Annotated in this window: 24 protein-coding genes; 8 read left to right on the forward strand and 16 right to left on the reverse strand. The window is 66.9% G+C overall.

The window, feature by feature from the left end:
- Positions 1–29 precede the first annotated feature (29 nt).
- From JN302_RS08760 to JN302_RS08800, 9 genes are all read right to left on the reverse strand, one after another.
- Positions 30–773 (reverse strand): SIS domain-containing protein, encoded by a 744-nt coding sequence (locus tag JN302_RS08760; RefSeq protein ID WP_202332613.1) that lies wholly within the window; start codon positions 771–773, stop codon positions 30–32.
- The gene (locus tag JN302_RS08765; RefSeq protein ID WP_202311318.1) at positions 770–1,528 is read right to left on the reverse strand and encodes a GntR family transcriptional regulator; all 759 of its coding nucleotides are present in this window, start codon (positions 1,526–1,528) and stop codon (positions 770–772) included. The genes JN302_RS08760 and JN302_RS08765 overlap by 4 nt, the downstream gene beginning before the upstream one ends.
- 133 nt (positions 1,529–1,661) lie before the next feature.
- On the reverse strand, positions 1,662–3,155 hold the full coding sequence (locus JN302_RS08770) for an FGGY-family carbohydrate kinase (RefSeq protein ID WP_202332614.1): 1,494 nt from the start codon (positions 3,153–3,155) through the stop codon (positions 1,662–1,664).
- A gap of 80 nt (positions 3,156–3,235) precedes the next feature.
- Positions 3,236–3,976 carry a GntR family transcriptional regulator gene (locus tag JN302_RS08775; RefSeq protein ID WP_202311323.1) on the reverse strand — a complete coding sequence of 247 codons (741 nt, stop codon included), beginning with the start codon at positions 3,974–3,976 and terminating at the stop codon, positions 3,236–3,238.
- A 416-nt stretch (positions 3,977–4,392) separates the two neighbouring features.
- Positions 4,393–5,580: a hypothetical protein gene (locus JN302_RS08780; RefSeq protein ID WP_202332615.1), complete on the reverse strand. Its 1,188-nt coding sequence runs from the start codon at positions 5,578–5,580 to the stop codon at positions 4,393–4,395.
- Positions 5,581–5,604: 24 nt separating this feature from the next.
- The gene (locus JN302_RS08785; protein WP_202332616.1) at positions 5,605–7,188 is read right to left on the reverse strand and encodes an N-acyl-D-amino-acid deacylase family protein; all 1,584 of its coding nucleotides are present in this window, start codon (positions 7,186–7,188) and stop codon (positions 5,605–5,607) included.
- Between the two features lie 8 nt (positions 7,189–7,196).
- Positions 7,197–8,207 carry a succinylglutamate desuccinylase/aspartoacylase family protein gene (locus JN302_RS08790; RefSeq protein WP_202332617.1) on the reverse strand — a complete coding sequence of 337 codons (1,011 nt, stop codon included), beginning with the start codon at positions 8,205–8,207 and terminating at the stop codon, positions 7,197–7,199.
- A gap of 7 nt (positions 8,208–8,214) precedes the next feature.
- On the reverse strand, positions 8,215–8,559 hold the full coding sequence (locus JN302_RS08795; protein WP_202332618.1) for a RidA family protein: 345 nt from the start codon (positions 8,557–8,559) through the stop codon (positions 8,215–8,217).
- 44 nt (positions 8,560–8,603) lie between these two features.
- Positions 8,604–9,941, reverse strand: coding sequence for an alanine racemase (locus tag JN302_RS08800; protein WP_202332619.1), 1,338 nt, complete (start codon positions 9,939–9,941; stop codon positions 8,604–8,606).
- An 85-nt stretch (positions 9,942–10,026) separates the two neighbouring features.
- Here JN302_RS08800 and JN302_RS08805 point away from each other — a divergent pair, with 85 nt between their 5' ends.
- Positions 10,027–10,971, forward strand: a complete 945-nt coding sequence (locus JN302_RS08805) for an amidohydrolase family protein (RefSeq protein ID WP_202332620.1) — start codon at positions 10,027–10,029, stop codon at positions 10,969–10,971.
- Here JN302_RS08805 and JN302_RS08810 read toward each other — a convergent pair.
- From JN302_RS08810 to JN302_RS08825, 4 genes are read right to left on the reverse strand one after another with little or no spacing between them, the layout of a single operon-like run.
- A complete protein-coding gene (locus tag JN302_RS08810) occupies positions 10,936–11,919 on the reverse strand; it encodes an ABC transporter permease (RefSeq protein ID WP_202332621.1) in 984 nt (327 codons plus the stop codon). The two genes, JN302_RS08805 and JN302_RS08810, sit on opposite strands and share 36 nt — an antisense overlap.
- Positions 11,916–12,881: an ABC transporter permease gene (locus JN302_RS08815; RefSeq protein WP_202332622.1), complete on the reverse strand. Its 966-nt coding sequence runs from the start codon at positions 12,879–12,881 to the stop codon at positions 11,916–11,918. Before JN302_RS08815 ends, JN302_RS08810 begins: the two co-directional genes overlap by 4 nt.
- Positions 12,878–14,386 carry a sugar ABC transporter ATP-binding protein gene (locus tag JN302_RS08820; protein WP_202314614.1) on the reverse strand — a complete coding sequence of 503 codons (1,509 nt, stop codon included), beginning with the start codon at positions 14,384–14,386 and terminating at the stop codon, positions 12,878–12,880. Before JN302_RS08820 ends, JN302_RS08815 begins: the two co-directional genes overlap by 4 nt.
- Before the next feature lie 21 nt (positions 14,387–14,407).
- Positions 14,408–15,520, reverse strand: coding sequence for an ABC transporter substrate-binding protein (locus tag JN302_RS08825; protein ID WP_202332623.1), 1,113 nt, complete (start codon positions 15,518–15,520; stop codon positions 14,408–14,410).
- A 240-nt stretch (positions 15,521–15,760) separates the two neighbouring features.
- Between JN302_RS08825 and JN302_RS08830 the strand changes: the two genes are divergently transcribed.
- The 6 genes from JN302_RS08830 to JN302_RS08855 all read left to right on the forward strand — a co-directional run bounded on the left by JN302_RS08830 (position 15,761) and on the right by JN302_RS08855 (position 21,640).
- Positions 15,761–16,561 carry an IclR family transcriptional regulator gene (locus tag JN302_RS08830; protein WP_202332624.1) on the forward strand — a complete coding sequence of 267 codons (801 nt, stop codon included), beginning with the start codon at positions 15,761–15,763 and terminating at the stop codon, positions 16,559–16,561.
- A gap of 466 nt (positions 16,562–17,027) precedes the next feature.
- On the forward strand, positions 17,028–18,293 hold the full coding sequence (locus tag JN302_RS08835) for an ABC transporter substrate-binding protein (RefSeq protein WP_202332625.1): 1,266 nt from the start codon (positions 17,028–17,030) through the stop codon (positions 18,291–18,293).
- Between the two features lie 3 nt (positions 18,294–18,296).
- The gene (locus tag JN302_RS08840; RefSeq protein WP_202311341.1) at positions 18,297–19,160 is read left to right on the forward strand and encodes a branched-chain amino acid ABC transporter permease; all 864 of its coding nucleotides are present in this window, start codon (positions 18,297–18,299) and stop codon (positions 19,158–19,160) included.
- A gap of 13 nt (positions 19,161–19,173) precedes the next feature.
- Positions 19,174–20,211 (forward strand): branched-chain amino acid ABC transporter permease, encoded by a 1,038-nt coding sequence (locus JN302_RS08845; protein ID WP_244846257.1) that lies wholly within the window; start codon positions 19,174–19,176, stop codon positions 20,209–20,211.
- Positions 20,208–20,930: an ABC transporter ATP-binding protein gene (locus tag JN302_RS08850; protein ID WP_202332626.1), complete on the forward strand. Its 723-nt coding sequence runs from the start codon at positions 20,208–20,210 to the stop codon at positions 20,928–20,930. The genes JN302_RS08845 and JN302_RS08850 overlap by 4 nt, the downstream gene beginning before the upstream one ends.
- On the forward strand, positions 20,927–21,640 hold the full coding sequence (locus tag JN302_RS08855; protein ID WP_202332627.1) for an ABC transporter ATP-binding protein: 714 nt from the start codon (positions 20,927–20,929) through the stop codon (positions 21,638–21,640). Before JN302_RS08850 ends, JN302_RS08855 begins: the two co-directional genes overlap by 4 nt.
- A 147-nt stretch (positions 21,641–21,787) precedes the next feature.
- On the opposite strand, the gene JN302_RS08860 is transcribed toward JN302_RS08855, so the two are convergent.
- Positions 21,788–22,270: an SRPBCC domain-containing protein gene (locus JN302_RS08860; protein WP_202311347.1), complete on the reverse strand. Its 483-nt coding sequence runs from the start codon at positions 22,268–22,270 to the stop codon at positions 21,788–21,790.
- A gap of 50 nt (positions 22,271–22,320) precedes the next feature.
- Here JN302_RS08860 and JN302_RS08865 point away from each other — a divergent pair, with 50 nt between their 5' ends.
- Positions 22,321–22,644 (forward strand): ArsR/SmtB family transcription factor, encoded by a 324-nt coding sequence (locus JN302_RS08865; RefSeq protein ID WP_202332628.1) that lies wholly within the window; start codon positions 22,321–22,323, stop codon positions 22,642–22,644.
- Between the two features lie 42 nt (positions 22,645–22,686).
- On the opposite strand, the gene JN302_RS08870 is transcribed toward JN302_RS08865, so the two are convergent.
- Positions 22,687–23,592 carry an isocitrate lyase/PEP mutase family protein gene (locus JN302_RS08870; protein ID WP_342215932.1) on the reverse strand — a complete coding sequence of 302 codons (906 nt, stop codon included), beginning with the start codon at positions 23,590–23,592 and terminating at the stop codon, positions 22,687–22,689.
- Positions 23,495–24,574 carry a saccharopine dehydrogenase family protein gene (locus JN302_RS08875; RefSeq protein ID WP_202332630.1) on the reverse strand — a complete coding sequence of 360 codons (1,080 nt, stop codon included), beginning with the start codon at positions 24,572–24,574 and terminating at the stop codon, positions 23,495–23,497. Before JN302_RS08875 ends, JN302_RS08870 begins: the two co-directional genes overlap by 98 nt.
- Between the last annotated feature and the right edge of the window lie 40 nt (positions 24,575–24,614).

A 24,614-nucleotide genomic window follows, 5' to 3' on the forward strand; every position in this document is an offset into this window, starting at 1 on the left:
AGCGACGGAATTCTCTGCCGAAAAAGCGCCTAAAGATGCGGGTTGCGCGGCCGGTAGCGGGCGACGAGCGCCTCGTTGACCTCGGCGGCGCCCGGCATATTGGCGCTGAGGTAGATCGGCGCAGCGACGCCGGACGACTGCAGCCGGGCCGCGACCTCGGCCAGCACGGCGTTCATCAGAGCGGCGCCGACCGGCGTCGAGATCGGGCCGACGCGCAGTTCGCTGTTCGGCACCGCAGTGATCGCGTCTCCGGCCGGGGCATTGTTGTCGAGCACGATGTCGGCGACGTCGGCGAGCCGGGTGCGGCCCTTCGCGGCCAGCTTCGAATAGCCCTCGGAAGTGATGGCGATGACGGTCGCGCCAGCGTCCTTGCCGATCCTGGCCGCCTCGACGGGGGCCGCGTTCACCCCGCTGTTGGAGACAATGATCAGCACGTCGTTCGACCCGATCGGGTAGCGCGCCAAGATCGGCGCCACGATGCCGGGCATACGCTCGAACACGGTGCCGGCGACCGCGCCCTCATGCACCATGGTGGTGCCCGCCAGGATCGGGACGGTGAGCGCCAGGCCGCCGGCGCGGTAGTGCGCCTCCTCGGCCATGGTGTGGCTATGACCGGTCCCGAATATATAGACGAGCCCGTCCGCCCGCGCGGTCTTCTCGATCGCATCAGCGGCCCCGGCGATGGCCTCCCCGTTCTGTTCGAGCAGCTTGCCGATGCGCTCGGTCAGTTCGCCGAGATAGGCGGCAGCGGTGGGGGTGGATGTCTTTGTCATGGTTCCTTCGTCAGCTTCAGCCTGACCCGCATGTTGAAACAGTCGCCCCGGTAGGAAGAGCGCACATATTCGAGCGGCCGACCGTCGCCCGCGAAGGTGCAGCGGGTGATGCGCAACACGGGCGCGCTGGCCGGAATGCCGAGCGCCGCTGCGGTCGCCATGTCGGGCGTGTCGGCGAAGAGGCTTTCTTCGGCCTCCGTCGGAACCTGGCCGAATTCTTCGCGCAGCACCCGATAGAGCGAATCGATCGAGAAGTCGGAGCGTTCCAGCAGGCCGGGCGCCAGCGCCACCGGGATCTCCGTGCGCTCCACGGCCACTGGCTCGGCGTCCACGAGGCGTATGCGGACCAGCCGGTGCACCGGCGTGTTCTCGGCGATGCCGAGTGCTGCCGCTGCTTCCTTGTCGGCGGCAGCCGTGCCGGCGTCGAGCACGATGCTCGAAACATGCCGTCCGCCACGGCGCATCTCCTCGGTGAAGCCGTTGAGGGTGCGCAACTGCTTCTCGATGCGCGGATAGATGACGAAACATCCGCGCCCGACGCGCGTCTCGACGAAGCCGCGCTGCTCCAGCAGCTTCAGCGCCTGGCGGGCGGTCATGCGGCTGGCGCCCAAATCCTCGGCGATCTGTCGCTCGGAGGGCAGGCGATCGCCCGTCTTGAGCGCGCCCGAGCCGATCTTGGCCTCGAGCTCGCCGGCGATGCGCCGGTAGAGCGGGACCTGATCGGGCGCCGGGCCGGCCAGAAGGCTTGACATCATTGGCGGTATATTCCGCTTGGCTGGGTGGTATGTACCACTCAATCTACTCAGGCAAGCCGCGTGCAGTCAACGAGCCGGAGCACGGCCAGATCGCGATTCGCACAGTTTCGAAAGGAGTGTGACCTGGACGGCCTTACGGGCTGAGCGCGCGATCGCGGAACCGCCGATAGGCTGCGAAGGCGCGTTCCCATTCCTGCCTGCGGTCGGGATCGGGAGCCTGGCGACGCTCGATCCGGCGCGTCGAGACCGAGGCCTCCCGGATCGAACGATGCCAGCCGATCGCGGTTGCGGCGAGCAGCGCGGCGCCCCGCGCGCCGAACTCGGTGCCGGCCGGCACGAGCACGGTCTTGCCCAGGGCATCGGCGATCATCTGCGTCCACAAGCGGCTGCGGGCGCCGCCGCCGGTGAGGAGAAGCGCGTCGTCGATCGGCGGCAGGTCGGACAGCAGGTCGCGGATCGCAAGGACCACGCCCTCATAGACCGCCCGCATCATATGGGCGCGGCCATGTCGAGGCGTGAGACCGTAGAAGCCGGCGCGCGCCTGAGCGTCGAAAACGGGGGCGATGATGCCGCTCTCGCTGAGATAGGGCAGGAAGACCACGCCGTCGCATCCGATCGGCACGGCTCCGATCATCTGGTCGAGCCGGGAGAATAAAGCAGCGTCGCGCGCCGCCTCGCCCAGGATGGTGTCGATCGCCCAGTCGAGGTTCAGCGTGCCGGCCACATTGACCATGGCGCGGAACCAGGCTTCTCCTGGCAAGGTGAAGAGCAGGCCGAGATTCGGCGGGGTGAAGATCGGCTTGTCGGAGACGACGCCGACGATGCAGGTGGTGCCGAGCACGGCCATGGCCATGCCGTTCTCCAGCGCGCTGGCGCCTGTGACGGTCGCCGGCACGTCGCCGGCGCCGATCGCCACAGGGGTGCCTTCCCTGAGGCCGGTGGCGGCCGCGGCCTCGGCGGTGATGTACCCGGCGATGCTTTCGGAGTCGGCCACCGGCGGCAGCTTTTGCGCGAGGTCCACAAGGCCGAAGAGATCGAGCATCGCAGGGCTGCGGTCACGAAGCCTGGCGTCGCCCGGCGCGACGGCCGCCTCGGTGCGGTCGGCGGCGGCGAGGCCGGTCAGCTTCATGCGCAGGAAATCCTTGCAGCTGAAGACATGGGCGGCGCGCTCGACGATGTCGGGCTCGTTCTCGCGCAGCCAGGCGAGCAGCGGCAGCGTGCAGCCTTGCTGCATCACGCAGCCGTTCGACCGGAAGACCTTGGCGTAGAAATCAGCATCGTCGGCAAGCCGTTGGTCGAGCATGGCCTGGGTCCGGCTGTCCTCCCAGTTGACGCCGGGCCGCAACGCATTGCCCGCGGAATCGACCAGCCAGATACCGACCATGGCGGCGGAAAGGCCAACCGCTGCGATGTCGTCGCCGGCGATGCCGGCTTTCTCGAGCGCATCGCGTATGGCCGCACCCGTTGCCTTCCAGGCGTCTGCGGGGTCGATCTCGCACCAGCCGGGCTGCATACGCTGGATGGCGATGCGATGGCCGCTGCCGGCGATCTCCGTCCCGTCCCGGTCGAAGACCGCGGCCTTGGTCATGGTGGACCCGGCGTCGATGCCCAGTAGAAATCGCCTCATGAGAAATCCAGTTCGAGCGAGTATGTCTGACGTAGGCAAGGTCCGCGATGGCTCACGAAATCCGTCGGGATCAAGGGCGGCTATTCCGGAAACGAAAGATCGACGACGAAATCATAGGCGTCGCCGCGGAAGACGGAATGGGTCCATTCGACCGGAGTACCATCCGCCAGTTCGGCGATACGGTGGATGTCGAGGGCCGCATGGCCTTCGCTGACCTTCAGCAGCCGGCACCAAGGACCGTCTATGGTCACGGCGGTGATGTGCTGGCTCGCCCGGACCGGCGGATGGCCCTGCGCACGCAACGCTTCGTAGAAGGAGGCGCCGACCTGCTGCGGGTCGGGCAGCAGGCTGAGCGGGCTCACCGTCCATTCCAGCGCGATCGGTTCGCCATCGGCGAAACGCAGCCGGTGCAGTCGGGCCACCGGCTCGCCGGGCTCGATGCCCAGACGGCGTGCCTCCTCCGCGCTCGCCGCGGCGATCTCGCGGCAAAGCCATGTCGTCCCCGGCTCGCGGCCGCGGGCGCGCATGTCCTCGCTGAAGGAGTAGAGTCGCGAGAGGCTCTGGGCGACACGCTGCGGCGGTTCCGCCACATAGGTGCCGCTGCCGCGCCGGCGCGTGACCAGCCCGTCCGCGACGAGCTCGTCGAGCGCCTTGCGCACGGTCACGCGCGAGATTTCCAGTTGGTCGGCGAGCTCCCGCTCGGATGGAAGTGGCATGCCGGGGTTGGCCCTGCCGTCCCTTATGGCGTCGGCGATCCAGCTTTTCAGCTGGCGATAGGCGGGTGTCGAATGGTTCAGCCTGAACCCTTCAAACGTCAGCATGCCGGCGCACTCGAATCTGGCTAATACCAAAGTGATACCACTTCGGTATCGGCTACGCCAAGGTGTTGGCGTCTATCTCTGAGCGGGGGCACATGGCCGGGCAGGGTTGGCGCCCCGTCCAGTCGAGCCTTGTCGGCATCAGAAACCCAGCTTCAGATCCGGATCGACCTTGCCTCAGGAGCTTCTGAAGATTTCAGCGAAATCGTCTTCGAGCGCGACGTTCGCAAGCGCGCACTCGATGAGGTCGGTATCCGCGTCCGTCTGCGCCCCGGGATTCACACGGGCGCCTGTCACTGGACTTTCTCGAGTTGATTTCTCAGAGCTTCTCGCCATAGCCTCACCCCTTCCCATTGCCCTCCTCGTCTGGGGCAACATATCACAAGACTTGGCCAGCAGTGGCGTTGCCGTACTCGCGCTCAGCCGCCTTGCTTGCCGAGCGCCTGTCCCACCCAGTCCAGCCGCGCGGCGGGGACGAGCCCGTAATTGTAGAAGTTGATGCCGTCGATGCCGGCCTCCAGCGCCGGCTGCACCTTGGACGCCAGCACTTCGGGACTGGACATCTCCGGATAGAAGAGCCGGTAGCCCGTACCGAGGAACTTCTCGGGCCCGAGAGCCGCGCGGCCAGCCGCAAGAAGATCGCGGACGGCTTCGGCGTGCATGTCATAGGCGCACAGGATCGCGCCGTCACAGGCCTTGCCGAGCGCGGCGAGATCGCAGCCCCCGAGCCAGCCGTCCTTCAGATCGATCATCACGACCTGTGTCGAAGGATCGGCCACTTCGCGGATCTCGGCGACCAGGCTGGTCACCGGCTCGAAGCGCCAGAGCAGGAAAGCATGGAGTTCGGGCCAGGGCGCGAAAGTGTCGAGCCCACGCGCCGGGAAGTCCGGGAACCGGCGCGCCGGCACCGGCCGCTCGCAACTTTCGGCGATCCATTGCCGGACGAGCCTTCGCGCGGGTTCCGCATCGACGCCGGCCGCCTTGGCGCGACCCACGCAGGAGGCGCAGAAGCACAGGGACAGGAGGAAGTCGTCCTCGGGTGTCAGGCCGACGCCGTCCTTCTCATGGTGGTACTCATGCGCAAAGCCCATGAAGCACGGGCTTTCGAGCTCGATCCGGTCGGGCCGATAGGTGTGCGTCACGTCCTCGACGAGTGTCCTGACATAGGTCCGCGCGTCGGCATTGGACGGACAGAGATTGTAGTAGTTGGGATCGCCGAAGGCGTTGCGGGTCACGGCATCGGGATGGAGCATGCCGAGCCGCGTATTGTGCAGGCAGACCGTCCAGCACGAGACCCGCATCCCGGTCGTCTCGCGTCGTCTGACGAATTCGCCGAGCACATCGCCGCCCTCGCGGATGACGTCGGCGACCTTCGGCTGGATCGGCAGCCCTTCCCATCGCGCGGCGGTCGGCTCGAAATAGATCGTGCCGTCTTCCGGGAAATAGGCCTTGCGGCGGGGGCTGCGCGGCTGCAGGAAGCGGCCGGCGTGATAGGACGTGGCGACGCTCACCGTGTCGAGCCCGGCCCTCTCGCGCAATTCGCGCTCGACCGTGTCGTAGCCGATGTCCTGGATATCCCAGGGATAGGTCCACATCGAAAGCTGCATGGCGAACTCCTCAGGGAATGATCTTTAGGGAATGATTTTTCCCGGCAGGCTGCCGGTCGGCTGCCCATCGGCGACGACCGCTTCGCCGGCGACAAAGACGTGGTTGACCCCGGTGGCGATCCGCACGGGGTCGTCGAAGGTCGCGGGGTCGTCGATCGCCGCGTCGAACAGCGTGAGGTCGGCGACCAGTCCCTGCCTGATGACGCCGCGATCGGTGAGGTTGAAGCGTTGCGCCGGCGCCGACGTCATGCGCCGCACGGCGTCCTCGATCGGAAACCAGCCGTCGCGCACCAGCCGGCCGGCGAAACGCGCGAAGCTGCCGAAACCGCGCGGATGCGGGCGCGTGCCGATGCGCGGCAGGCCGTCGGAGCAGGCGAGGTGCAATCGATGGGTGCAGGCGGCATGGAGGTCGCCCTCGTCGAGCTGGAACAGCACGATGCCGGTCTGGCCCTGGTCCTCGACGATGAGCCGAACCAAGAGGTCGAAAGGCGTACTGCCTTCGCTGGCCGCTGAATCGGCCAGTGACTGTCCTTCGAGATGCTTCAGCGCGGCCGTGCCGATGGCCGAGAGGCGAACATTCTCCCAGCCGATCAGCGACACTTTCGACTGGCGGTGCGGGTCGCTGCCGCCCTCTTCGATCCAGCGCCTGAGATCGTCGCGATAGGCAGCGTCCGCGAGGCGCTCGACCAGCGCGGCATGGCCGCCGGCGAGCGCTTCGGGCGGCAGGAGCTGGAGCAGATAGGTGCTGCCGGCCGGATAGGGATACATGTCGAAGGAGACGTCGAGCCCTTCGCTGCGGGCCGTCTCCAGGCGCTCGATGACCTTGGGCACGTTGCCCCAGTTCGGCCGTCCGGCGGACTGGAGATGCGACAGCAGTCCGGCGGTGCCGGCGCTGCGCAGGATCGACAGGAATTCTTCGGTCGAGGCGATCAGGCCGCCCTCGTAACTGCGGATATGAGCGGTGAGCAGCTTGCCGTGGTCACGCACCGTCTCGGCCAGCGCGACGAGCTCCGCCTGGTCGGCATGGGCGCTCGGCGGATACACCAGGCCGAGCGACAGGCCGGCGGCGCCTTGCTCAAGCTGGCCCGCCAGCAGCCGCTGCATTGCCTGCCTTTCCTCGGTCGTCGCGGCGCGTTGCTCGAAACCCATGACGGCGAGCCGCAGCGCGGCATGGCCGACCAGCGAGACGACGTTGAGCGCCGCTCCGCGTCCTTCCAGGGCGTTACGGTAGCCATCCAGATCGGCGAAGACCTCGTCATCGGCGGTGGCGCCGAGCAGGGCGCCGAAATGCTCGGCAAGCAGCCGGCGCGAGCCTGCCGCGACGGGGTAGAGGGAGAAGCTGCAATTGCCGACGACGACCGTCGTCACCCCCTGCATGATCTTCTCCAGCCGCTGCGGCTCGCGAAGTGTGATCAGGTCGTCGTGGCAGTGCGCGTCGATAAAGCCGGGCGCCAGATATCGGTCGCCCGCGTTCACAACGGTCGCGCCGTCGTCGGAAAGATGCGGCCCGACGGCGGCGATACGCCCGCCACTGATGCGCAGGTCCGCCCGGAACCAGGGTGCGCCTGACCCGTCGATGATGCGGGCGTCCCGGATCAGCGTGTCCATCGTCGTCGTCAGGCCTCAACCGGCTCGGCGACCTGGATCAGGCAGTCGCCGGCTTCGCAGTACGTGTGCAGCCGGCGCGAGATCACGATGCCGGCCTCGGCGAAGAACAGGGGCTCTTCGGGCATGTCAAGCCTTTCGAGGTCGTGGAACCAGCCGGCGATCGTGCCCGCCGCCACGCGGTCGCCCAGCCGCACGGCGGGCTCGTACCATCCGCGCCGCGTGGCGTAGATGCCCTGGCTGTGCCGGGTGAGCGAAAGAAGCTGGGTGGGGACGCCCTGTGAAGGCGGTGTGCCAAGCACGGCTTCGTCGGTGACACCGGCGGCCAGAAGCAGATTGTCGAGGGCGCGCGCGGTGACCGCCATGCTGTCGATGGTCGCCGTGCCGCCGCCGCCGAACTCGCCGCTCAATCCGATGGAACCGGCGCGCCGGGCCGCTCCCATCGAGGTCGGCGCCGCCGGGCCGTTGTCGGCGACGAAGGCGTGAGCCATGCCGAGAGAGCGCATCAGGCCGAGCGCCCGCTCGTGTCTTTCGGCATCGTCGTTTCGCTCGATGAGCGCGGTCGGCAGATGTTCCATAGAGGTGCCGCCCGAATGGATGTCGAAGACTATGTCGTGGCGTGGGAACATCTCCTTCTCCAGGAAATGCGCCAGCCGCGCCGTCGGCGTGCCGGAGGGGTCTCCCGGGAAGGCGCGGTTGAGATTGCCGCCGTCGAGCGGCGAGCAGCGCCTGGCCGCCATCACCGCCGGAGCGTTCGCCATCGGCAGGATGGTGACGCGGCCCCTGATGCGCGCCGGATCGAGCCTGCGGATAAGCTTGGCGAGCGACAGCTCGCCTTCATATTCATCGCCATGGTTGCCCGCCATCAGCAATACCGACGGGCCGTCGCCATTGCGGATGATCGAGATCGGCACCTTGACCTGGAAATACGGCGACCGGTCGATCGAGAAGGGGATACTCAGGAAGTCGAGCGTCCTGCCGTCCCGATCGAAATCGAGCTGATGGACGAGGCCGGTATGCATGGTGGTGTCAGACCGCCGCGACGGCGGTGATCTCGATCCGGAGATCAGGATCGGCGAGGCGGGCCTCGACACAGGCGCGGGCCGGCAGCCGCTCCGGATCGACCCAGGCATCGTAGATCCTGTTCATGGTCTCGAAGTCGCCGATCTGCGGCAGGAAGATGTTGACGGCCACCAGCTTCGACTTGCTGGTGCCGGCCTCGGCAAGCAGAGCGTCGATCTTGGCGAGCACGTCGGCCGTCTGGGCCTCGATGCCGGCCTTGCGGTTGTCGGCGACCTGGCCGGCGATATGCACGAGCCCGCCATAGCCGACCGCTTGCGACATACGGCTGCCGGACTGGTAATATCTGATCATGTCGGTTCCTTCTGGTTCATGGTCTCGTCGGCCGTCCCGAGGGATCAGCCGAAAAAGGTGGGGAAGGCATGGCTGACATGCCCTGTCTCGTCGACGCCGAACATCACGCGATAGCGATCGAGGCATGTGCACGGATGCGAGATCCCGAACTCGATCACGTCGCCGACCGCGATGTCACCGTCCCGGTCGGTCTCGACGCCCCGTTCCATCTCAATGAAAGCGTGCTGGTCGTTGAGCTTGACGACCCTGGCCGCGGGCGACGTCAAGCGGCGGCCGTCGCGCCAGAGCCCGAGCACGATCGGAAAACCCTGGTCGAAGGAGACGTCGCGCATGCCCATGCCGCAGATCGCGAGGCCGGGCTCGGGACGGGACAGGACTTCGGCCCATAGGCGCAGCGCCGGCCGGAAGGCTTTTCGCGCTGAAACCTCGGCGCCGCCGACGGCGAAGCCGTGGCGGGCGTCAAGCTGGTCCAAGGCGCGGTCATAGACGCCGTGGTCGTGGAAATAGATGGCGCCGCTGCGCAGCACCAGCGTCGCTTTCCCGTCCGCCGCGACAAGGGGTGCGAGACTGGCCACCACCTTGTCGAAGAAGACAGAACCGCCCGCGGTGAGGATCAGCGGCGTCTCGCCGCCCACCCGGGCCCGCACGCGCAGGAACATGTCCGCCGTCATGGACAGGAGCCCTGATATCACCTCGTCCGTGCGCTGCGGATCGGGCCGGGCGGCCGCCCCCTCATAGGTGGCAACGCCGGCCAGCAGAAGCCGTCCCTCCGCAGCCGTTATCGCATCGGCGATCGCCTCGGCATCCGAGGTGGTGCGGGCGCCGGCGCGGGCGGCGCCCGTCTCGACCAGGATGCGGAGCGGTGGAAGCTCGGCATTCTCGCGCCAGGCTCGCGCCAGGGCCGCAACCGCCGCGACCGAATCCGCGAAGACATACAGCTCGCCATGCGGGTGGGTGGCGATAAGGGCGGCGAGCCGGCGCGCCCCGCCGAGACCGCCGACCTCGTTGGCGAGAATGAGCCGGTCGAGGCCAGCGCGCAGCATCACCGAGGCCTGCCTGGTGTCGGCGACCGTGGTGCCCCAGGCGCCGGCCTCGACGAGCGAGCGCGCCAGGTCCGGCGCCATCGGCGTCTTGGCATGCGGCGCTACGGCGACGCCGTGTTCGCGGACATAGCGAAGGAAGAGGTCGCGATTGGCTGCGAAGGCCGCCGTGTCGAGCGTCAGCACCGGCAGCGACATGTTGCCGTCGGCCGGGTGCCAGCGCCTGGATGCGACCTGGCCGCCATCGAAACCCGCCGTGCCCGGCGGCACGCCGCGGATCAGATCGTCGAGCTCGACAGGCTTCGCGACGGTCGGCAACAAGAGTGGTGCGCTGGTGGTCATCCGATGATACCCCTTCGGCAAATCATGCCAACGGTCGATGATCGACCGTTGGAGCGCGCGGCGCCCATTGGAACGAGGATAAAGCGTGCCCATCTATTCCGGTCCCATCATCGATGCCCATCACCATCTCTGGGACCTCGGCATGCGCCGCCACCCGTGGCTGGAGGCCGCGGCCGGCGAACGCGGCGGGCTGGGCGACCTCGGGCCGCTGCAGCGGGACTACCTGCCGCGGGACTATCGGCGCGACGCGGCGCGGCACGACGTCGTCGCGACCGTGCATGTGGAGGCCGGCTGGCGCGCCGACGACGGCATCGGCGAGACGCGATGGCTGGAGACGCTCGACAAGGCGGGCGGCGTGGCGGCGCGTTATGTGGCGGCCGTGCCGCTGGGGAGCCCCGAAGCTGCCGGACTGATCGAAGCACAGGCCGCCTTTCCGCGGGTCGTCGGCGTGCGCGACATATTGAGCTGGGACCCCGACCCCGCCCGCCGCTTCGCGCCGCGCGACGGCATCATGGACAAGCCGGCCTGGCGTGCCGGCCTCGCCCGGCTCGGCCGGCACGGGCTCGCCTTCGACCTCATGGTGTTCCCGCGCCAGCTGGCTGATGCCGCGCGTCTTGCCGCCGCGTTCCCTGACCAGCTCTTCGTGCTCAACCATTGCGGCAGCCCGATCGACCGCGACGAGGACGGCATGCGCCGCTGGCGCGAGGGCCTGCGGCTCCTGTCCAGTCACGACAATGTGGCGATCAAGATATCGGACCTCGTCGCCTATGATCATGACTGGACCCTCGACAGCCTGAGGGCCGTGATCATGCAGTGCATCGACTGCTTCGGTCCGGGGCGCGCGATGTTCGCCAGCGACTTTCCGGTCGCCGGACTGCATGCGACCTTCGACGAGGTGTACGATTCCTTCAAGGAGATCACCGCCGATTTCTTCGAGGCCGAGCAGCGGGCGCTGTTCTTCGGCACGGCCGAGCGGGTCTATCGCATGGAAACCTCATCGCCGGGCAGCCTCCCGGCCGGACAACAATAGCAGGCCGAGGATCAGCGAGCCGAACAAAATGGCGCGCCAGCCCGGCGAGGCGTTGATGACGGTGATGAGCGCGGTGATCGTGACCAGCAGCACCGCGCCGGGAATGGTGCCGGCATAGGTGCCGAGGCCGCCCAGGATCGAGGTGCCGCCGAGCACCACGGCCGCGATCGAGGCGAGCAGGTAGGGGTCGCCGATGCCGACGTAGCCCTGACCGTTCATCCCGAGCACCAGTACGCCCGCAAGTCCCGCGGTGAAGCCGCTGATGCCATAGACGACGGTCGTCGTGGACGGCACGGGCACGCCGGAGAGCTCGGCGGCGCGCTGGTTGGCGCCAAGCGCGAAGACGCGGGCGCCGAAGGGCGTCGCATGCATCACGACCAGCACGGCGATCGAGACCACAATCCACAGGAGCACGCCTGCCGGAATGCCGGCCAGCCGCGCATTGCCGAGCCAGCTCACCAGCGGGTTCTGCAGCGAAACCGCGCTGCCGCCGGCAAGGATGATCAGCAACCCCTGAAGGAAGGTCGCCATGGCCAGCGTCATGATCATCGGATGGACGCGCAGGAAGGCGACGCCCAGCCCGTTGACGAGGCCGATACCCGTGGTCATGGCGAGCACCAGCAGGATCGCCGAGAGCCCGGTCGGATCACCCTGCCAGCCGAGCAGCGGCAGGCCGACGGCGCTGACGGTGACGATCGCCGCGACCGAGAGATCGATGCCGCCGGCGATCACCACGAAGGTCTGGCCGGCCGCGACGAGGCCGATGACGGCGGCCAGCTCGACAAGATAGCGCAGATGGCCGAAGGCGCCGAAGCCGCGCGACAGCAGGCTGGCGACGATCCAGACGAGCGCCACCACGGCGAAGGTGAGGAACGGCCGGCTGCCCAGTATGACCCGGCTGCCCGGTATGACAGGGGCGCGGCTGCGTGCCGGAACGGATTGGCTCATCTCTGCACCTTGCGGAATTGCGGCAGCGCGACGGCGCCGATGATGATCAGGCCCTGCGCGACATATTGGGCGACGGGCGTGAAGCCGAGGAAGAACATAACGCTGATCATGAGGCTGAGCAGCAGGCTGCCGGCCAGCGCCCCGCGCATCGTGCCCTGGCCGCCAAGGAAGCCGATGCCGCCGAGCACGGCCGCGGCGATCGAGTTCAGAGTGAAAGCAGTGCCGATGACCGGATCGCCCGAGCCGGTCTGGGCCGCGACGAACAGGCCCGCGCCGGTCGACAACAGGCCGCTGATGGCATAGGCGGCGATGCGCGCGGCATCGACCGGCGCGCCGGAACGATAGGCGCCGACCGGGTTCTCGCCGGCGGCATAGAGGCTGAGCCCCAGCGGCGTGGCGAGATAGAGCTTCCACAACAGGACGATGACGACGAGGATGATGAAGGCCGCCGGCGTGTTGCCGGCGAGCAGGTTCGACAGCCAGTCGGGAATGGAGCCGCCGGGCCGCGGCAGCACCAGCAGCGCGGCGCCGCCGACGATGAAGGAGCCGGCCAGAGTGACGACGATCGCCGGAAGCCTGAGCTTCACCACGATCAGCCCTGTCGCGGCGCCGATGCCGAGGCCGGTGAGCACCACAGCTGCCGTGCCGCCGACGACGCCGAGCGGTCCTGACATTGTGGTCGCCGCGATGACGGCGCCGAGGCTGACGGTCGCGCCGATGGCGAGGCTGATGCCACCGGTCAGCATGAGGATCGCTTGCGCCATGGCGACGAGCGCCAGAGGGAACCAGCTCTGCGTGAACTTGGCGAAACCCGCCAAAGTGAACAGGCCAGGGAAGAGGATGCCATAGGCGATCAGGAACAGGAGCACGACGGCGAAGAGGCCGTGCACGCCGGCATTGCGCCGCGACTGGACGGGCCAGTAGAGCGGACGGCTCTTGGAAGAAGGCTGGACGGCGCTCATGCTGCCACCTTCGAACGGTCGCTGCCGACGGCGGCGGCGACGATCGCTTCTTCCGAGAGTGCCTCGCGTTCGAGCATGGCGGCGATGCGGCCCTCGCGGACCACGGCCACGCGGTCGCAAAGATGCACCAGTTCGGGCGTGTCGGAACTCATCAGCACGACCGCCTTGCCGCTTGCTGCGAGTTGGCGGAGCATGATGTAGATCTCGCGCTTTGTCTCGACGTCGACGCCGCGCGTCGGGTCGTTGAGCAGGAGCACTGTCGGTTCATGTGGCATCCATTTGGCCAGCGCCACTTTCTGCTGGTTGCCCCCCGAAAGCGCCTGCGCCGGACGCCCCAGGTCGCCCTTGATGGCGAAGCGGGCAGCAAGGCTTTGCCCCGTCGCTTTCTCCCCGGCGCGGTTGCGCAGCTTCAGTGCCGGAAGCCGCGCGAAGGCGGGCAGCATGAGGTTGGTCAGGATCGGATGGATGAGATGCAGGCCTTCGCGCTTGCGATCGGCCGGCACATAGGCGAGGCCGAGCCGGTTGGCCTTGGGCACGCCGCCGGGCAGGCCTGTCGTACCGCCGACCGACGCCGTCGCGGCCTTGGCCGGAAGCGCGCCATAGAGGCCGAGCAGCAGGTCTTCCTGGCCCTGGCCGACGAGGCCGCCTATGCCCAGAACCTGGCCGGCGCTGATGTCGAGGTCGACGTCGCGCATCATGCCTGACGATAAGCCGCGCACCGACATCACGGTGCCGGCGGAAGGCGCGGGCGTCCATTTCGGGAACAGGTCGCCCGGGTCGCGTCCGACCATCAGGCGCACGAGCCCGGCGGCGTCGGTCCCCTCCAGCGGGCGGTCCGCCGTGCAGGTCCCATCCTTCAGCACTGTCACGTGCTGGCAGAGCGCCATCACCTCGTTCAGCCGGTGCGAGATATAGAGGATGGCGACGCCCTCGCGACGCAGCCGCTCAAGGAGCGCGGTCAGGATGCTGGTTTCCGTCGCCGACAGCGATGAGGTCGGCTCGTCGAGGATCAGCGCGCGCGGCCTACGGTAGAGCGCCTTGGCGATCTCCACCATCTGGCGCCGGCCGAGCGAGAGCTCGCCGACCGGCGTGGACAGCGGCTCGTCGAGGCCGACGAGCTTGCACGCCGCCGCCGCGCGGGCGGCGAGCTCCTTATAGTCGACCAGGCCGAAGCGCCTGGGATAGGCGCCCAGCCCGATGTTCTCGGCGATCGAGAGGCTCGCCGTGAGGCTGAGTTCCTGCTGGACGACGGCGATGCCGGCCTGCCGCGCCTCGGGGGGAGTCATACGCGGCACCTGACGGCCGTCGACCTCGATCGCGCCGCTGTCCGGCGACAAGGCGCCGGACAGAAGATTGATGAGCGTGGACTTGCCCGCGCCGTTCTCGCCGAGCAGCGCATGCACGCGGCCCGGCAGGAGCGAGATGGAGACGTCGCGCAGGACGGGGTTGCCGAAGAAAGACTTCGACACCCCGCGCGCGGCCAGGAGCGGAGCGGGACCAGCCAGCACTTTCGCGGACCTTCGGGCTTATTGCTCGGCCAGAAGCTTGTCGAACAGCGCCTGATCGTATGGCGAAAAGATATAGCCGTCAGCCGGGAAATCGGCGGCTCGGGCCAGATACTCATCGATGTTCGAGTTGTCGATGACGGGCAGCGGGATCTTGACGAAGGCCGGCACGTCCTTGCCTTCCAGCGCCTGCACCGCGACATAGGTCGCGAAGGCGCCGAGCCAGTTGGGCTGCATGGTCGCCCAGCTCTTGAGGCCCTTCTCCTTCCACAGTTCGAGGAACTGGCGCGCGTTCTCGCCCGTGATCGGAACCTGGTCGCGGCCCTGCTTGTCGAGGGCGAGCACGGCGCCGGCCGACAGCGCGCCGCCGAGCGACAGGATGCCGTCGATCTCGGGGTTGGCGAAGAGCAGGCTGGTGACGGCCTCCTGGGCGGGGGCGACGTTGTAGGCCGTGTTGGTCTCGGCCAGGATCTTGACGTCAGGGTTGGCCTGCAGCGTGGCCTCGGCGCCCTTGCGGCGGTCGTCGCTGACCGAGACGCCGGCCGGACCGTTGAGCACCAGGATGTTGCCCTTGCCGCCCATCTGCTCGATCAGGAACTTCGCCGCCTGCTCGCCCCACTGCGCCGAGTCGGTGTTGACCTTGGCGGTGACGTCGTTGCTGTCGACGAGGCTGTCGAAATTGATGATGGCGATGCCCTTGGCGCAGGCGTCGGCCAGCACGCGGGCCGGAGCCGTCGACGAGCCGGCGATCAGGATGATGGCGTCGACGTCGGAATCGATCATCGACTGGATCTGCTGGATCTGCACATTGGCGTCGCCCTGTGCGTCCGTGACGACGAGCTTGTCGACGAGGCCCTTCTTCTTGAGCTCCTCGACCTGGGCCTCGATCGTGCCCTGGGTCTGCTTCATCCAGGTCGGTACCGAATAGATGTTGGCCCAGCCGATCGTATAGGGCGCCTTGCGGTCGCCCTTGATGCAATTGGCTGCGGCTTCGGCCTGCGAGCCGGCGCCGACGGCCATCAACAGGCCGAGGCAGAGCGCGCTCGCGGACGCAAGCGCATTTCCACGCAATTCCGGACGCAAAGCCGCTGCGCACTTTTGCTGGAATTGCTCGAGGAATGACGATTTTGACATGATTGTTCCCCTGTTCAGAGTTGCGCCTCGACTGCGGGATCGAGACGAGAAAACCACTGGCTCCCACGAGATGCGGGAACCGCCTCCTCCGTCCGGTCTGCTCGCGCCAGGGCTTGCACATGTCTGATATTTCGGACACAATGCCTGTATATCGGACAAACTGGATGCTAGACGCGGTCTTGACAGATTTCAAGCGTCTTGGGAGGACAGTCGGCAACGAAATTTCCGGACGGCATCTCCATGAGCAATGAAGCGATCGATCTCGGTGGAAACACCGCCGGCGAGGCGGCGCGCGGCGGCGAGCGCCGGCGCGGCATCGACCGGGTCATCATGCTGCTCGAGGCGCTGCTCAAGCATCGTGCGCCGGTCAGGGTCGGGGACCTCGCCAAGATGATCAACGCGCCGCGCTCGACCACCTACGAGATCGTCAACAGCCTGCTCGAAGCCGAGATGCTGGAGAATGTCGGCGGCGAGGGGCATGTCTATTTCGGTCGCGCCATGCATCTGTTCGGCTGGGCCTACAGCCATCACAACGTGCATTACCGCCGCATCATCGAGACGATGGACCGGCTGGCGGCCGAGACGGGCGAGACGGTTCAGCTCTGCGGCATGCGTGGCAACAAATATGTCGTGCTGGACTGCCGCGATTCTCCGGGGCCTTTCCGCATCTCCAGCGATGTCGGCGTCGAGGTGCCGACGCCGTGGACCGCATCGGGCCGGCTGTTGCTCGGCCATATGAGCGACGAGGAGATTCGCGCTTTCGTCCCGGCCGAAGATTACAGGCTGCCTGACGGCCGAGTGATCCGCGAGGACGATTTCCTCGCCGAGGTCGCCGCGGCGCGGGCGCAGGGTTTCAGCGAGACCTCGGCGCTTGCGGACCGTTTCACCTGGTGCATGGCCGCGCCCATCCGCGACGGCTACGGCGCCATCGCGCGCACGCTCTGCTTCGTGCTGCCGATCGACACGCCCGAGCCGCGCCGGGCCGAGCTGCTGTCGCTGCTGCGCGACCGCGCCAAGGGCCTGTCTCTGTCCAACGGCTGAAGCCTTTCGAAAGTCAGCTCCTTTGTTGTTACCGATTTCGCGAGAATGGTAACAACATCGCTTCGCCTAGGTCCGTCACGACAAGGATCCCCCAAGGGCGTAGCCCTTGCGCTTTTCTCCAACATGACCTGCGTGCATCTCCAAGACGAGGGCTGTCCGAACCGCTAGGCAGAAGGCGAGCGGTCGGTATTGCGCCTGCCAGTCAAGACTGCCGGGCTTCGCAGGCAAGCGCCCGTCCCACGCCGGACTATAGTGGTCGCCCCGGCTGAGAGGTGTTCCGCGGCGCGTCGGAGAGAGCGACGCGGCGACGAAACGATGGAGAGCAAAAGGGCTCAGCCCCGAAAAAAACGCGCGACGGGGAGAACCTGTTCGAATATAGTTGGGAACCAAACTATAATTGGTGACGCCTCGGAGGCCGAGCGGGAGGAGCAAAGCCGCCGGTCCGAGGCAAAATGGGAGAAGGAAGATGCATCTGAAATCGATAGTGACCGGCGTGCTCCTGGCCGTCGGAGCCTTTGCTGCGGCCATAGGCGGGGCCGAGGCCGCGGCCAAATGCGGCGCCTCGACGGGGCAGGCGGCCAGCGGCGAGCCGATCGTGATCGGCGGCATCGTGAGCATCGTCGGCCCGGCCGACTTCAGCTCGTCGGGCAAGGCGGCCGCTGCCTATTTCAAATGCCTCAACGCCAATGGCGGCATCAACGGCCGCCCGGTCGAATATATGCTCGAGGACGACGGCTGGAATCCCGAGCAGGCTTCGCAGGTCGCCGCCAAGCTGATCAAGGACAAGGGCGCGGTCGCGCTGGTCGGCAATATGAGCTTCATCGACTGCGGCGCCAACCAGGGCATCTACGAGGCCGAGGACATCATGGTGGTGGCCGGCGTCGGCGTGCCACGCGACTGCTTCTTCCAGAAGAACTACGCGCCCACCAATGCGGGTCCGCGCGTCAGCAACACGAAGGCGCTGATCGACCTCTACAACAGCTATCCCGGCGAGATCAAAAAGGTGGTCTGCTTCGCGCCCAACATTCCCAATGTCGGGGAATGGTCGTGCAACGGCGCCATCGAATGGATCAAGTCGAATGGCGGCGACGGCATGACCATCGCCTTCGATCCCGGCAGCATGGACGCGACGTCGCTGGTGCTCCAGGCCATGGCCTTCGAGCCCGACGTCATTTCGGTGAGCACGCCCAAGGAGATCGCCGTGCCGATCTTCGCGGCAGCCGAGGAACAGGATCTCGCCGACAAGGTCCACTGGATGGGCCCGGCATCGCTTTACAATCCCGATTTCCCGACGGCAATCGGCGACTATTGGAACGGCAAGGTGACCGTCGACATGGAGATGAACGCGGCCGACGCGGGCACCCCCGATATGGACAACTGGCTGGCCGTGATGGATGAGCACGGCTCGTCCTCCGACCCGCGCGACACCTTTTCGCAGGCCGGTTATCTGGCCGCCCGCGTGACGGCCGAAACGCTGATGAAGCTCGATCCCGCCAAGATCGACAGGCCGACGGTGACGGCGGCGCTCCGTGGCGTGACCAGGTTCGAAAGCGATATCTTCTGCAAGCCCTGGTACATCGGCGATGCGCCGCGCCATAACGCCAACAATTCCGGCCCCGTGGCCATGGTGAAGGACGGCAAGCTGGTCGCCAAGCCCGGCTGCATCGACGCCGAGGACCCGGAACTGGCCGACGTCCACGAATACGAGAAGAAGATCGGTATCCGGCAGTAGGCCATGCCCGATTTCACGCCGTTCCTCGTGTCGGGTCTCGCGGTCGCGGCGACCTATGTCCTGTCGGCGGTCGGCATCGTGGTGCTCTACCGGGCCTCTGGCGTGGTCAATTTCGCCCAGGGCGCGCTCGGCGCCCTGGGCGCCTTCATCGCTTGGTCGATCGTCGAGAACGGCGGCTACCAGATTCTCGGCTGGGGCGCAGGCATCCTCGCCGCGACCCTGGCCTCGCTGTTCTATGGGCGCGTGCTGGCGCCACGGCTCGCCTATGGCGACCCGGTCATGCGCGCCGTCGGCACGCTCGCCTTCGCGCTCGTCCTGATCGGCGTCATGGGTTACGTCTGGGGCGAGGCGCCGCGGCGGCTTCGCCTGCCGACCGACACGATGAGTTTCTCCCTCCTCGGCGTGCGCATCACCGTCACCCGCGCCGGCGCCTTCGCCATAGCGGTGCTCGCCACCATCGCGGTCATGATCTTCCTCGCCAGGAGTCGGCTCGGCCTCGAAATGCGGGCTCTCGCCAACAATCGCGATCTTTCCGCCATGCTCGGCATCAAGGTGCTTCGGGCCGATGCCTGGGCCTGGGTGATCTCCGGCGTCCTGGCTGGAGTCAGCGGCCTGCTTCTCGCCGATATGCTGCGTCTGAGCGGACCGGCGCTGACCTTCGCGGTGATCCCTGCGATCGCGGCCGCCGTCATCGGGCGCTTCACCTCGCTGCCGCTGACCGTCGCCGGGGGTGTGGTCATCGGCGTCTGTGAGGCGCTGCTGACGCCCGTTCCGGTGATCGGGCCGTTCCGAACCGCGGTTCCCTTCCTGTTCGCCGTGGCGGCCCTGATCTGGATGCAGCGCCGTCCCGTCTCGATCTACCGGTGAGGGGAGGGATGCTGTGACAGATCACACCATGTCCTTCGCGCCGGCTGCCGCCTCCGCCCGCAACTGGACGCTCACAGGAGCGGTTGCCGCCGCAATCGCCCTGTTCCTCTATTTCCTGCCGGAGATGATGAGCGGCTATTGGCTGCGCACCATGATCTCGGTGACGGCGCTGGTGCTCGCCAGCCTGAGCGTAAGCCTGCTCTACGCCCAGCTCGGCATGATTTCGCTCGCCCAATATGCATTGCTCGGCGTCGGCGGCTGGTTCGCTCTGCGCATCGCCCACGGTACCGGCCTGCCTTTTGAACTCGCTCTGCTGGGCGGGGGACTGGCGGCGGCCCTCGTCGGCCTTGTGACCGGCCTGCCGGCGCTGCGCATGCGCGGCCTCTATCTTGCGATCGTCACGCTGATGACAGCCGGCGCGCTGCAGGTGCTGATCAGCGCTTTCGGATTCCCCGATGGCGGCCCCGGGATCCTGGGCAAGAGCATGGGTACGGCACGCCAGATGATGGAGCGTCCCCTGCTCGCCGGCACGGACGAGGCCTATTTCCGCTACGCGGTCGTGGTGGTCGCAATATGCTATCTGATCGTGTGGCTGCACATTCGCGGCAGACCCGGCCGGGCCTGGGCGATGATACGGCGTGGCGAAATCTGCGCGCTGGCGGGCGGTGTGAACATCGTCGCCTACAAGGTCTGGGCCTTCACGCTGGCGGGTTTCCTGGCCGGAATCTCCGGCGGCCTCCTGGCGGGCGGCGTCGGCCAGCTCGACGCCACGGCCTTCCCGGCCAGCCAGTCGATCATGCTCTTCGCCATCTCGGTGATCGGTGGGGCCTATAGCTGGATCGGGCCGATCATCGCCGGCCTGCTCCTGCGCGCCTTCCCGGCCCTGCTCAACGACTTCAGGGTCGACGGCAACATAGCCACCATTATCTTCGGCATCGGCCTGCTTCATGCTCTGACCACCGCACCGAACGGAATCGCCGGCCAGCTCGGCGACTTCGCAAAGTTGGTGGCGGCAAAAGTTCAGACCCTGTTCGGGAGGGCGCGGACATGATCGAGATCGAAGGTCTCACCGTCCGGTTCGGCGGGGTCAAGAGCCTGAGCGAGCTGAGCGCCGTCCTGCCGGAACGCATCACCGGGTTCGTCGGACCGAACGGCGCCGGCAAGACCACGCTGCTCAACGTGTTGTCCGGTTTCGTGCGGCCGGCCGCCGGCACGGTTCGCGTCGCCGGGCAGGACGTGCTCAAACTGCAGGTTCATCGCCGGGCAGGCTTCGGTATCCGCCGCACCTTCCAGAACGAGCAGGTGGTGGAGAACCTCAGCGTCGCCGACAATATCATGGCCGTGCTCGACAATGTGCCGATCGGCGGCGTGCCGGCCACGCAATTGGTCTGCAAGGTGCTCGACTATGTCGGTCTCGCCCAGAAGGCGGCCGCCCTCGGGCATGAGCTCAACGCGCATGACCGCCGCATGGTGGAAATCGCACGTACCATGTCGGGTACCCCGAAGCTGGTGATGATGGACGAACCGGGAGCAGGGCTCAGCCAGGACGAGGCCGCGCATCTCAGGGACGTGATCCTCGGCATACCCGATTTCTGCGGCGCGCAGGTGCTGCTCGTCGATCACGACGTGGATCTGATCTCAGCGACCTGCCAGGCGACGCTGGTCCTCGATTTCGGATCGAAGCTGGCCTACGGACCGACAGCCGAGGTGCTCAAGGACCCCAAGGTCCAGGCCGCCTATCTCGGCGTCTTCGAGGAGGACGCGGCGTGAGCACGGGTCTGGAGATAAAAGGGCTCGCCGTCTCGCGCGGCGGCAAGCAGGTGCTGCACGGGGTCGACCTCACCATCGAGCCGGGCAAGGTGACGACGCTGCTTGGAGCAAACGGCGCCGGTAAGAGCAGCCTCGTGCTCGCCGTCGCCGGCGCGCTCGGCGCGACTTCAGGCAGCATCGAGGCCGACGGCCGGTCGCTCACCGGCCTTCGTCCGGAGGCTGTGCGCAGCCTCGGCGTTGCGGCCGTGCCCGAAGGCCATCAGGTACTGACCGAACTCAGTGTCGAGGACAATCTGAAGGCGGCCGGCAGCCATCTGTCGCGGACCGAGCTCGCGGCGGCGATCGAGACGGCGCTCGACACGTTTCCGGAGTTGCGGGCACGATTGTCGCAGCGCGCGGGCGACATGTCGGGCGGACAGCAGCAGATGGTGGCGCTGGCCCAGGCGATCGTCTGCCGGCCGCGCTACATCCTCGCCGACGAGCTGTCGTTCGGGCTGGCGCCGGTGATCGTGGCGCGCCTGGTGCCGGTCATCACCAGGCTCGCCGAGCAGGGCGTGGGCGTGCTTTTGATCGAGCAGTTCACCCATATCGCGCTGAAGCTCGCCCATTTCGCCTATGTCATGGAGCGCGGGCGCATCCGTTTCGCCGGCGATCCGGAGCAGCTCCGCCGCGACCCGTCCATCCTGCACTCGGCCTATCTCGCGGGTTGAGTGCGTGTTCTGCCAGAGGTCGACGAGATCAGCCGTTGGAGCGCTCGACTGCGCTGCCCGCGCCACGTTGCGCGAAAACGGGCGGCCCGGAGCGGTCGCGTCCGCGATTGAGGCCGGTGGATGCGCCGGCATCCACGCCTGCTGGTTTCAGATATTGGTTTCGCGGGCGGGCTCGCCGTGCATCTCGCTGCGGTAGAAGCCGTCGCGGAGGTTGATGCCGTATTCGAGGAAGGCCTTCATCGAGCACAGCATCTGTGTCCAGCCTTCGCAGTTGAGATAGGACTTCCTCAGCCCGTTCTCGCCCTCGTGCCAGCCCGCTTCGGAGATGGTGACCAGCGTGCCGCCGTCGTCGAGTTGCTCGAAATTCATCTCGATCCGCGTCTTGTAGCCAGGCTCGCCTTCGGGGACGCTCGCATCCCAGCGCAGCACGATGCGCCTGTCCTTGGACACCTCGTCGACCTCGACGGGGACCTCCCCCCACCATGTGACCGTGGTGCCTTCGACAATCGGGGCGCTCGCCCCGCCGATCGTGGTAAAATAGCCGCTGAGCTTCTTTGGGTTTACCACTGCGTCGAACACTTCCGCGGCGGGCTTGGAAATCCGGCCCGAAATCCTGAAACCGAGGGACATGACACGCCTCCTTGCTTGCGTCTGATGACAATATGTTATAAAAATATAACATGTCAATCGAATCGAAAGACGATCATGTTTTCAAAGCTTTGGCGCATCCGCGGCGGCGTCAGATGCTCGATCGGCTGAAGGAGGCGCCCCAGACGACGGGTGCCTTGTGCGACGCCTTCCCCGACATGGACCGCTGCACCGTGATGCAGCATCTGAAGGTCCTGGAAGAGGCGGATCTCGTAATCGCCCAGCGTCAGGGGCGGGAACGCTGGAACCACCTGAACGCGCTTCCGATCAAGCAGATCCACGATCGCTGGATCAGCGGATACGCGACGCACGCCGCCAGCATCCTCGAACGGTTGAAGGCCGATCTGGAGGGCTGAGCCGGGCAGTCACTTCGATGCAGTGGCAAACACTACCAGTTGCTAGGCAAGCGGTTGACCTGGGAGGGTTCTGGTCTTTTCAAAAGCTGCTTTCGCAGCATTCTCCAGAGCGCGCATGGCGAGAAGGTATGGACCCGGTCCGTGGCTGATCCGGGCCACGCCCAACTCGGCAAGCCTTGCGGCGGGCGGCGTGCGCTCGCCTGCCATGATGTTCACCGGGAGCGCTGAACCTTCGACCAGACGGCCGATGAGCCTCTCGTCGACCAAGCCGGGAACGAACAGACAGTCAGCCCCCGCGTCGGCATAGAACCGACCACGTTGGAGGGCCGCCTCGACCATGCCCTCGTCGTGTTGGTCCGGCCCGGCCTGGAAGAAGACGTCCGTGCGGGCGTTGATGAATGCCGGGATCCCGGCTGCGTCGGCCGCGGCTTTGGCGGCCTTGAGCCGGGCCGCTTGCTCGTAGGCCTCGCGGAGCGATCCGCTTCCCGGGAAGCTGTCCTCGATGTTGCAGCCGACGGCCCCGGCCCGCAATGCGCGCAGAACCGTCTCCCCGACCGCTATGGGGTCGGCTCCATAACCACTTTCCAAATCGATCGTGACGGGAAGATCGGTCACCCCTACGATCCGTTGCAGGTTGGCAAGACAAAGGTCGAGGAGCATCTGCTCCCCGTCCGTGAAGCCGTGTGCGGCCGCGACGGACCAACTCCCCGTGGCGAGCGCCCGGGCACCGCTGGCGGCCACGGCCTTGGCGCTGCCCGCGTCCCAGACATTGAACAAGACAAGCGGGTGGCCCGGAATGTGAAGCGACCTGAGGATCCGGGCCTGGATGGACTGGTTCGACATGTCTACCTCACGGCCTGGAAAGGGGAGATGCGGTCCGGTGCTCATCGTCCGAGAGCACGAATGACAAATGTTCGAGCGGCAAGGCGTCGAGGAAGTCGCGGGCATCGAAAACGGCGCCGGGGGCCTGGGCCCCGCTGCCTCGGGCCCTGCCGTCAAGGATGCGCTGAACGGCTTCGCATATGAGCGGCGCCGAGAAGGCGTAGATGTCCCGCCCCTGCGCGGCGATCCGACGGCTGTGCACGCCGTTTCGCACGATCGCCTCGACCAGGAAGACCTGAGCGGATCGGCCTTCGTCATCCGCGGGTTCCGGCGGCGGCGTTGTGGTGTCCCTGATGTCACGAAGAGCGGTGCGATTGAGATAGGTGTGGAGCTCGGATGACCGGGTGTGTCGGGCAATCACGACGATCTCCGAGAATGGGAGCTCTACGACCGCTTGCCGTGCGAACGGCTCCGGGAAATCCCAGTCCATCTCGGCGGCGGGCAGGGGCACAGGTGAAAGCTGCCCGTTGGCGACGATCATGCGCCGGGCGGTGTTCTTCTCGCCCGTCACTCGCGTGCCTTGGGTTGGATGCCAACGGTCGAGCGCGATGCCGACCATGATCTCGTCCGCGAAATCCCAATCGCCCATGGCTGTCGTCACGAGCAGGTCGGCAAAGCCGCCATAAAAGCCCATTGCCGGAATGACGAGCACGCCGGCATTGCGCGCCGCCTTGTCGAATGTCTCGAAGGTCGCCCGTGCGCTCGGCTGCTCGGCCGTGACATCGAGATAATGGATTCCCATGCGAATCGCCGCGGAAGCCACGGCATCGGCCGTGTCGAGAAAGGGTCCGGCGCAGTTGATGACGGCCGCCGCGCCCCTGAAGGCGCGATCGAGTGAGTCCGGGTCCTCCGCCGAAGCACCCCGCACCTCGATGCCGCGTTCCTCGAATCCGAATTCCGCCAGCTTCGCCACGCTGCGCGCGACGGCGATCGGGGTAATGCCCCGGCGCAGCAGTTCCGCGACGACGAAACGCCCCGTATGGCCGGCCGCGCCGAAGACCGCGACGGCCTGATGCTGGTTCGAGGCTACCGGCAGGCGAACAGTCATCGATTTCCTCCGCGATACAGACCTGTTTGTTTTATCGATA

The organism is Mesorhizobium sp. L-8-3 (assembly GCF_016756615.1).
GTDB lineage: Bacteria > Pseudomonadota > Alphaproteobacteria > Rhizobiales > Rhizobiaceae.

What these genes read in the sequence shown, in the direction of transcription:
- JN302_RS08875 (WP_202332630.1), bottom strand. Translation starts at nt 24,574, where the DNA reads ATGACTGTTCGCCTGCCGGTAGCCTCGAACCAGCATCAGGCCGTCGCG.
- JN302_RS08775 (WP_202311323.1), bottom strand. Translation starts at nt 3,976, where the DNA reads ATGCTGACGTTTGAAGGGTTCAGGCTGAACCATTCGACACCCGCCTAT.
- JN302_RS08765 (WP_202311318.1), bottom strand. Translation starts at nt 1,528, where the DNA reads ATGATGTCAAGCCTTCTGGCCGGCCCGGCGCCCGATCAGGTCCCGCTC.
- JN302_RS08815 (WP_202332622.1), bottom strand. Translation starts at nt 12,881, where the DNA reads ATGAGCGCCGTCCAGCCTTCTTCCAAGAGCCGTCCGCTCTACTGGCCC.
- JN302_RS08870 (WP_342215932.1), bottom strand. Translation starts at nt 23,592, where the DNA reads ATGCCCGCGACTTCCTCGACGCCTTGCCGCTCGAACATTTGTCATTCG.
- JN302_RS08850 (WP_202332626.1), top strand. Translation starts at nt 20,208, where the DNA reads ATGATCGAGATCGAAGGTCTCACCGTCCGGTTCGGCGGGGTCAAGAGC.
- JN302_RS08795 (WP_202332618.1), bottom strand. Translation starts at nt 8,559, where the DNA reads ATGATCAGATATTACCAGTCCGGCAGCCGTATGTCGCAAGCGGTCGGC.
- JN302_RS08865 (WP_202332628.1), top strand. Translation starts at nt 22,321, where the DNA reads ATGTCAATCGAATCGAAAGACGATCATGTTTTCAAAGCTTTGGCGCAT.
- JN302_RS08840 (WP_202311341.1), top strand. Translation starts at nt 18,297, where the DNA reads ATGCCCGATTTCACGCCGTTCCTCGTGTCGGGTCTCGCGGTCGCGGCG.
- JN302_RS08830 (WP_202332624.1), top strand. Translation starts at nt 15,761, where the DNA reads ATGAGCAATGAAGCGATCGATCTCGGTGGAAACACCGCCGGCGAGGCG.
- JN302_RS08770 (WP_202332614.1), bottom strand. Translation starts at nt 3,155, where the DNA reads ATGAGGCGATTTCTACTGGGCATCGACGCCGGGTCCACCATGACCAAG.
- JN302_RS08800 (WP_202332619.1), bottom strand. Translation starts at nt 9,941, where the DNA reads ATGACCACCAGCGCACCACTCTTGTTGCCGACCGTCGCGAAGCCTGTC.
- JN302_RS08760 (WP_202332613.1), bottom strand. Translation starts at nt 773, where the DNA reads ATGACAAAGACATCCACCCCCACCGCTGCCGCCTATCTCGGCGAACTG.
- JN302_RS08835 (WP_202332625.1), top strand. Translation starts at nt 17,028, where the DNA reads ATGCATCTGAAATCGATAGTGACCGGCGTGCTCCTGGCCGTCGGAGCC.
- JN302_RS08785 (WP_202332616.1), bottom strand. Translation starts at nt 7,188, where the DNA reads ATGGACACGCTGATCCGGGACGCCCGCATCATCGACGGGTCAGGCGCA.
- JN302_RS08780 (WP_202332615.1), bottom strand. Translation starts at nt 5,580, where the DNA reads ATGCAGCTTTCGATGTGGACCTATCCCTGGGATATCCAGGACATCGGC.
- JN302_RS08810 (WP_202332621.1), bottom strand. Translation starts at nt 11,919, where the DNA reads ATGAGCCAATCCGTTCCGGCACGCAGCCGCGCCCCTGTCATACCGGGC.
- JN302_RS08790 (WP_202332617.1), bottom strand. Translation starts at nt 8,207, where the DNA reads ATGCATACCGGCCTCGTCCATCAGCTCGATTTCGATCGGGACGGCAGG.
- JN302_RS08825 (WP_202332623.1), bottom strand. Translation starts at nt 15,520, where the DNA reads ATGTCAAAATCGTCATTCCTCGAGCAATTCCAGCAAAAGTGCGCAGCG.
- JN302_RS08860 (WP_202311347.1), bottom strand. Translation starts at nt 22,270, where the DNA reads ATGTCCCTCGGTTTCAGGATTTCGGGCCGGATTTCCAAGCCCGCCGCG.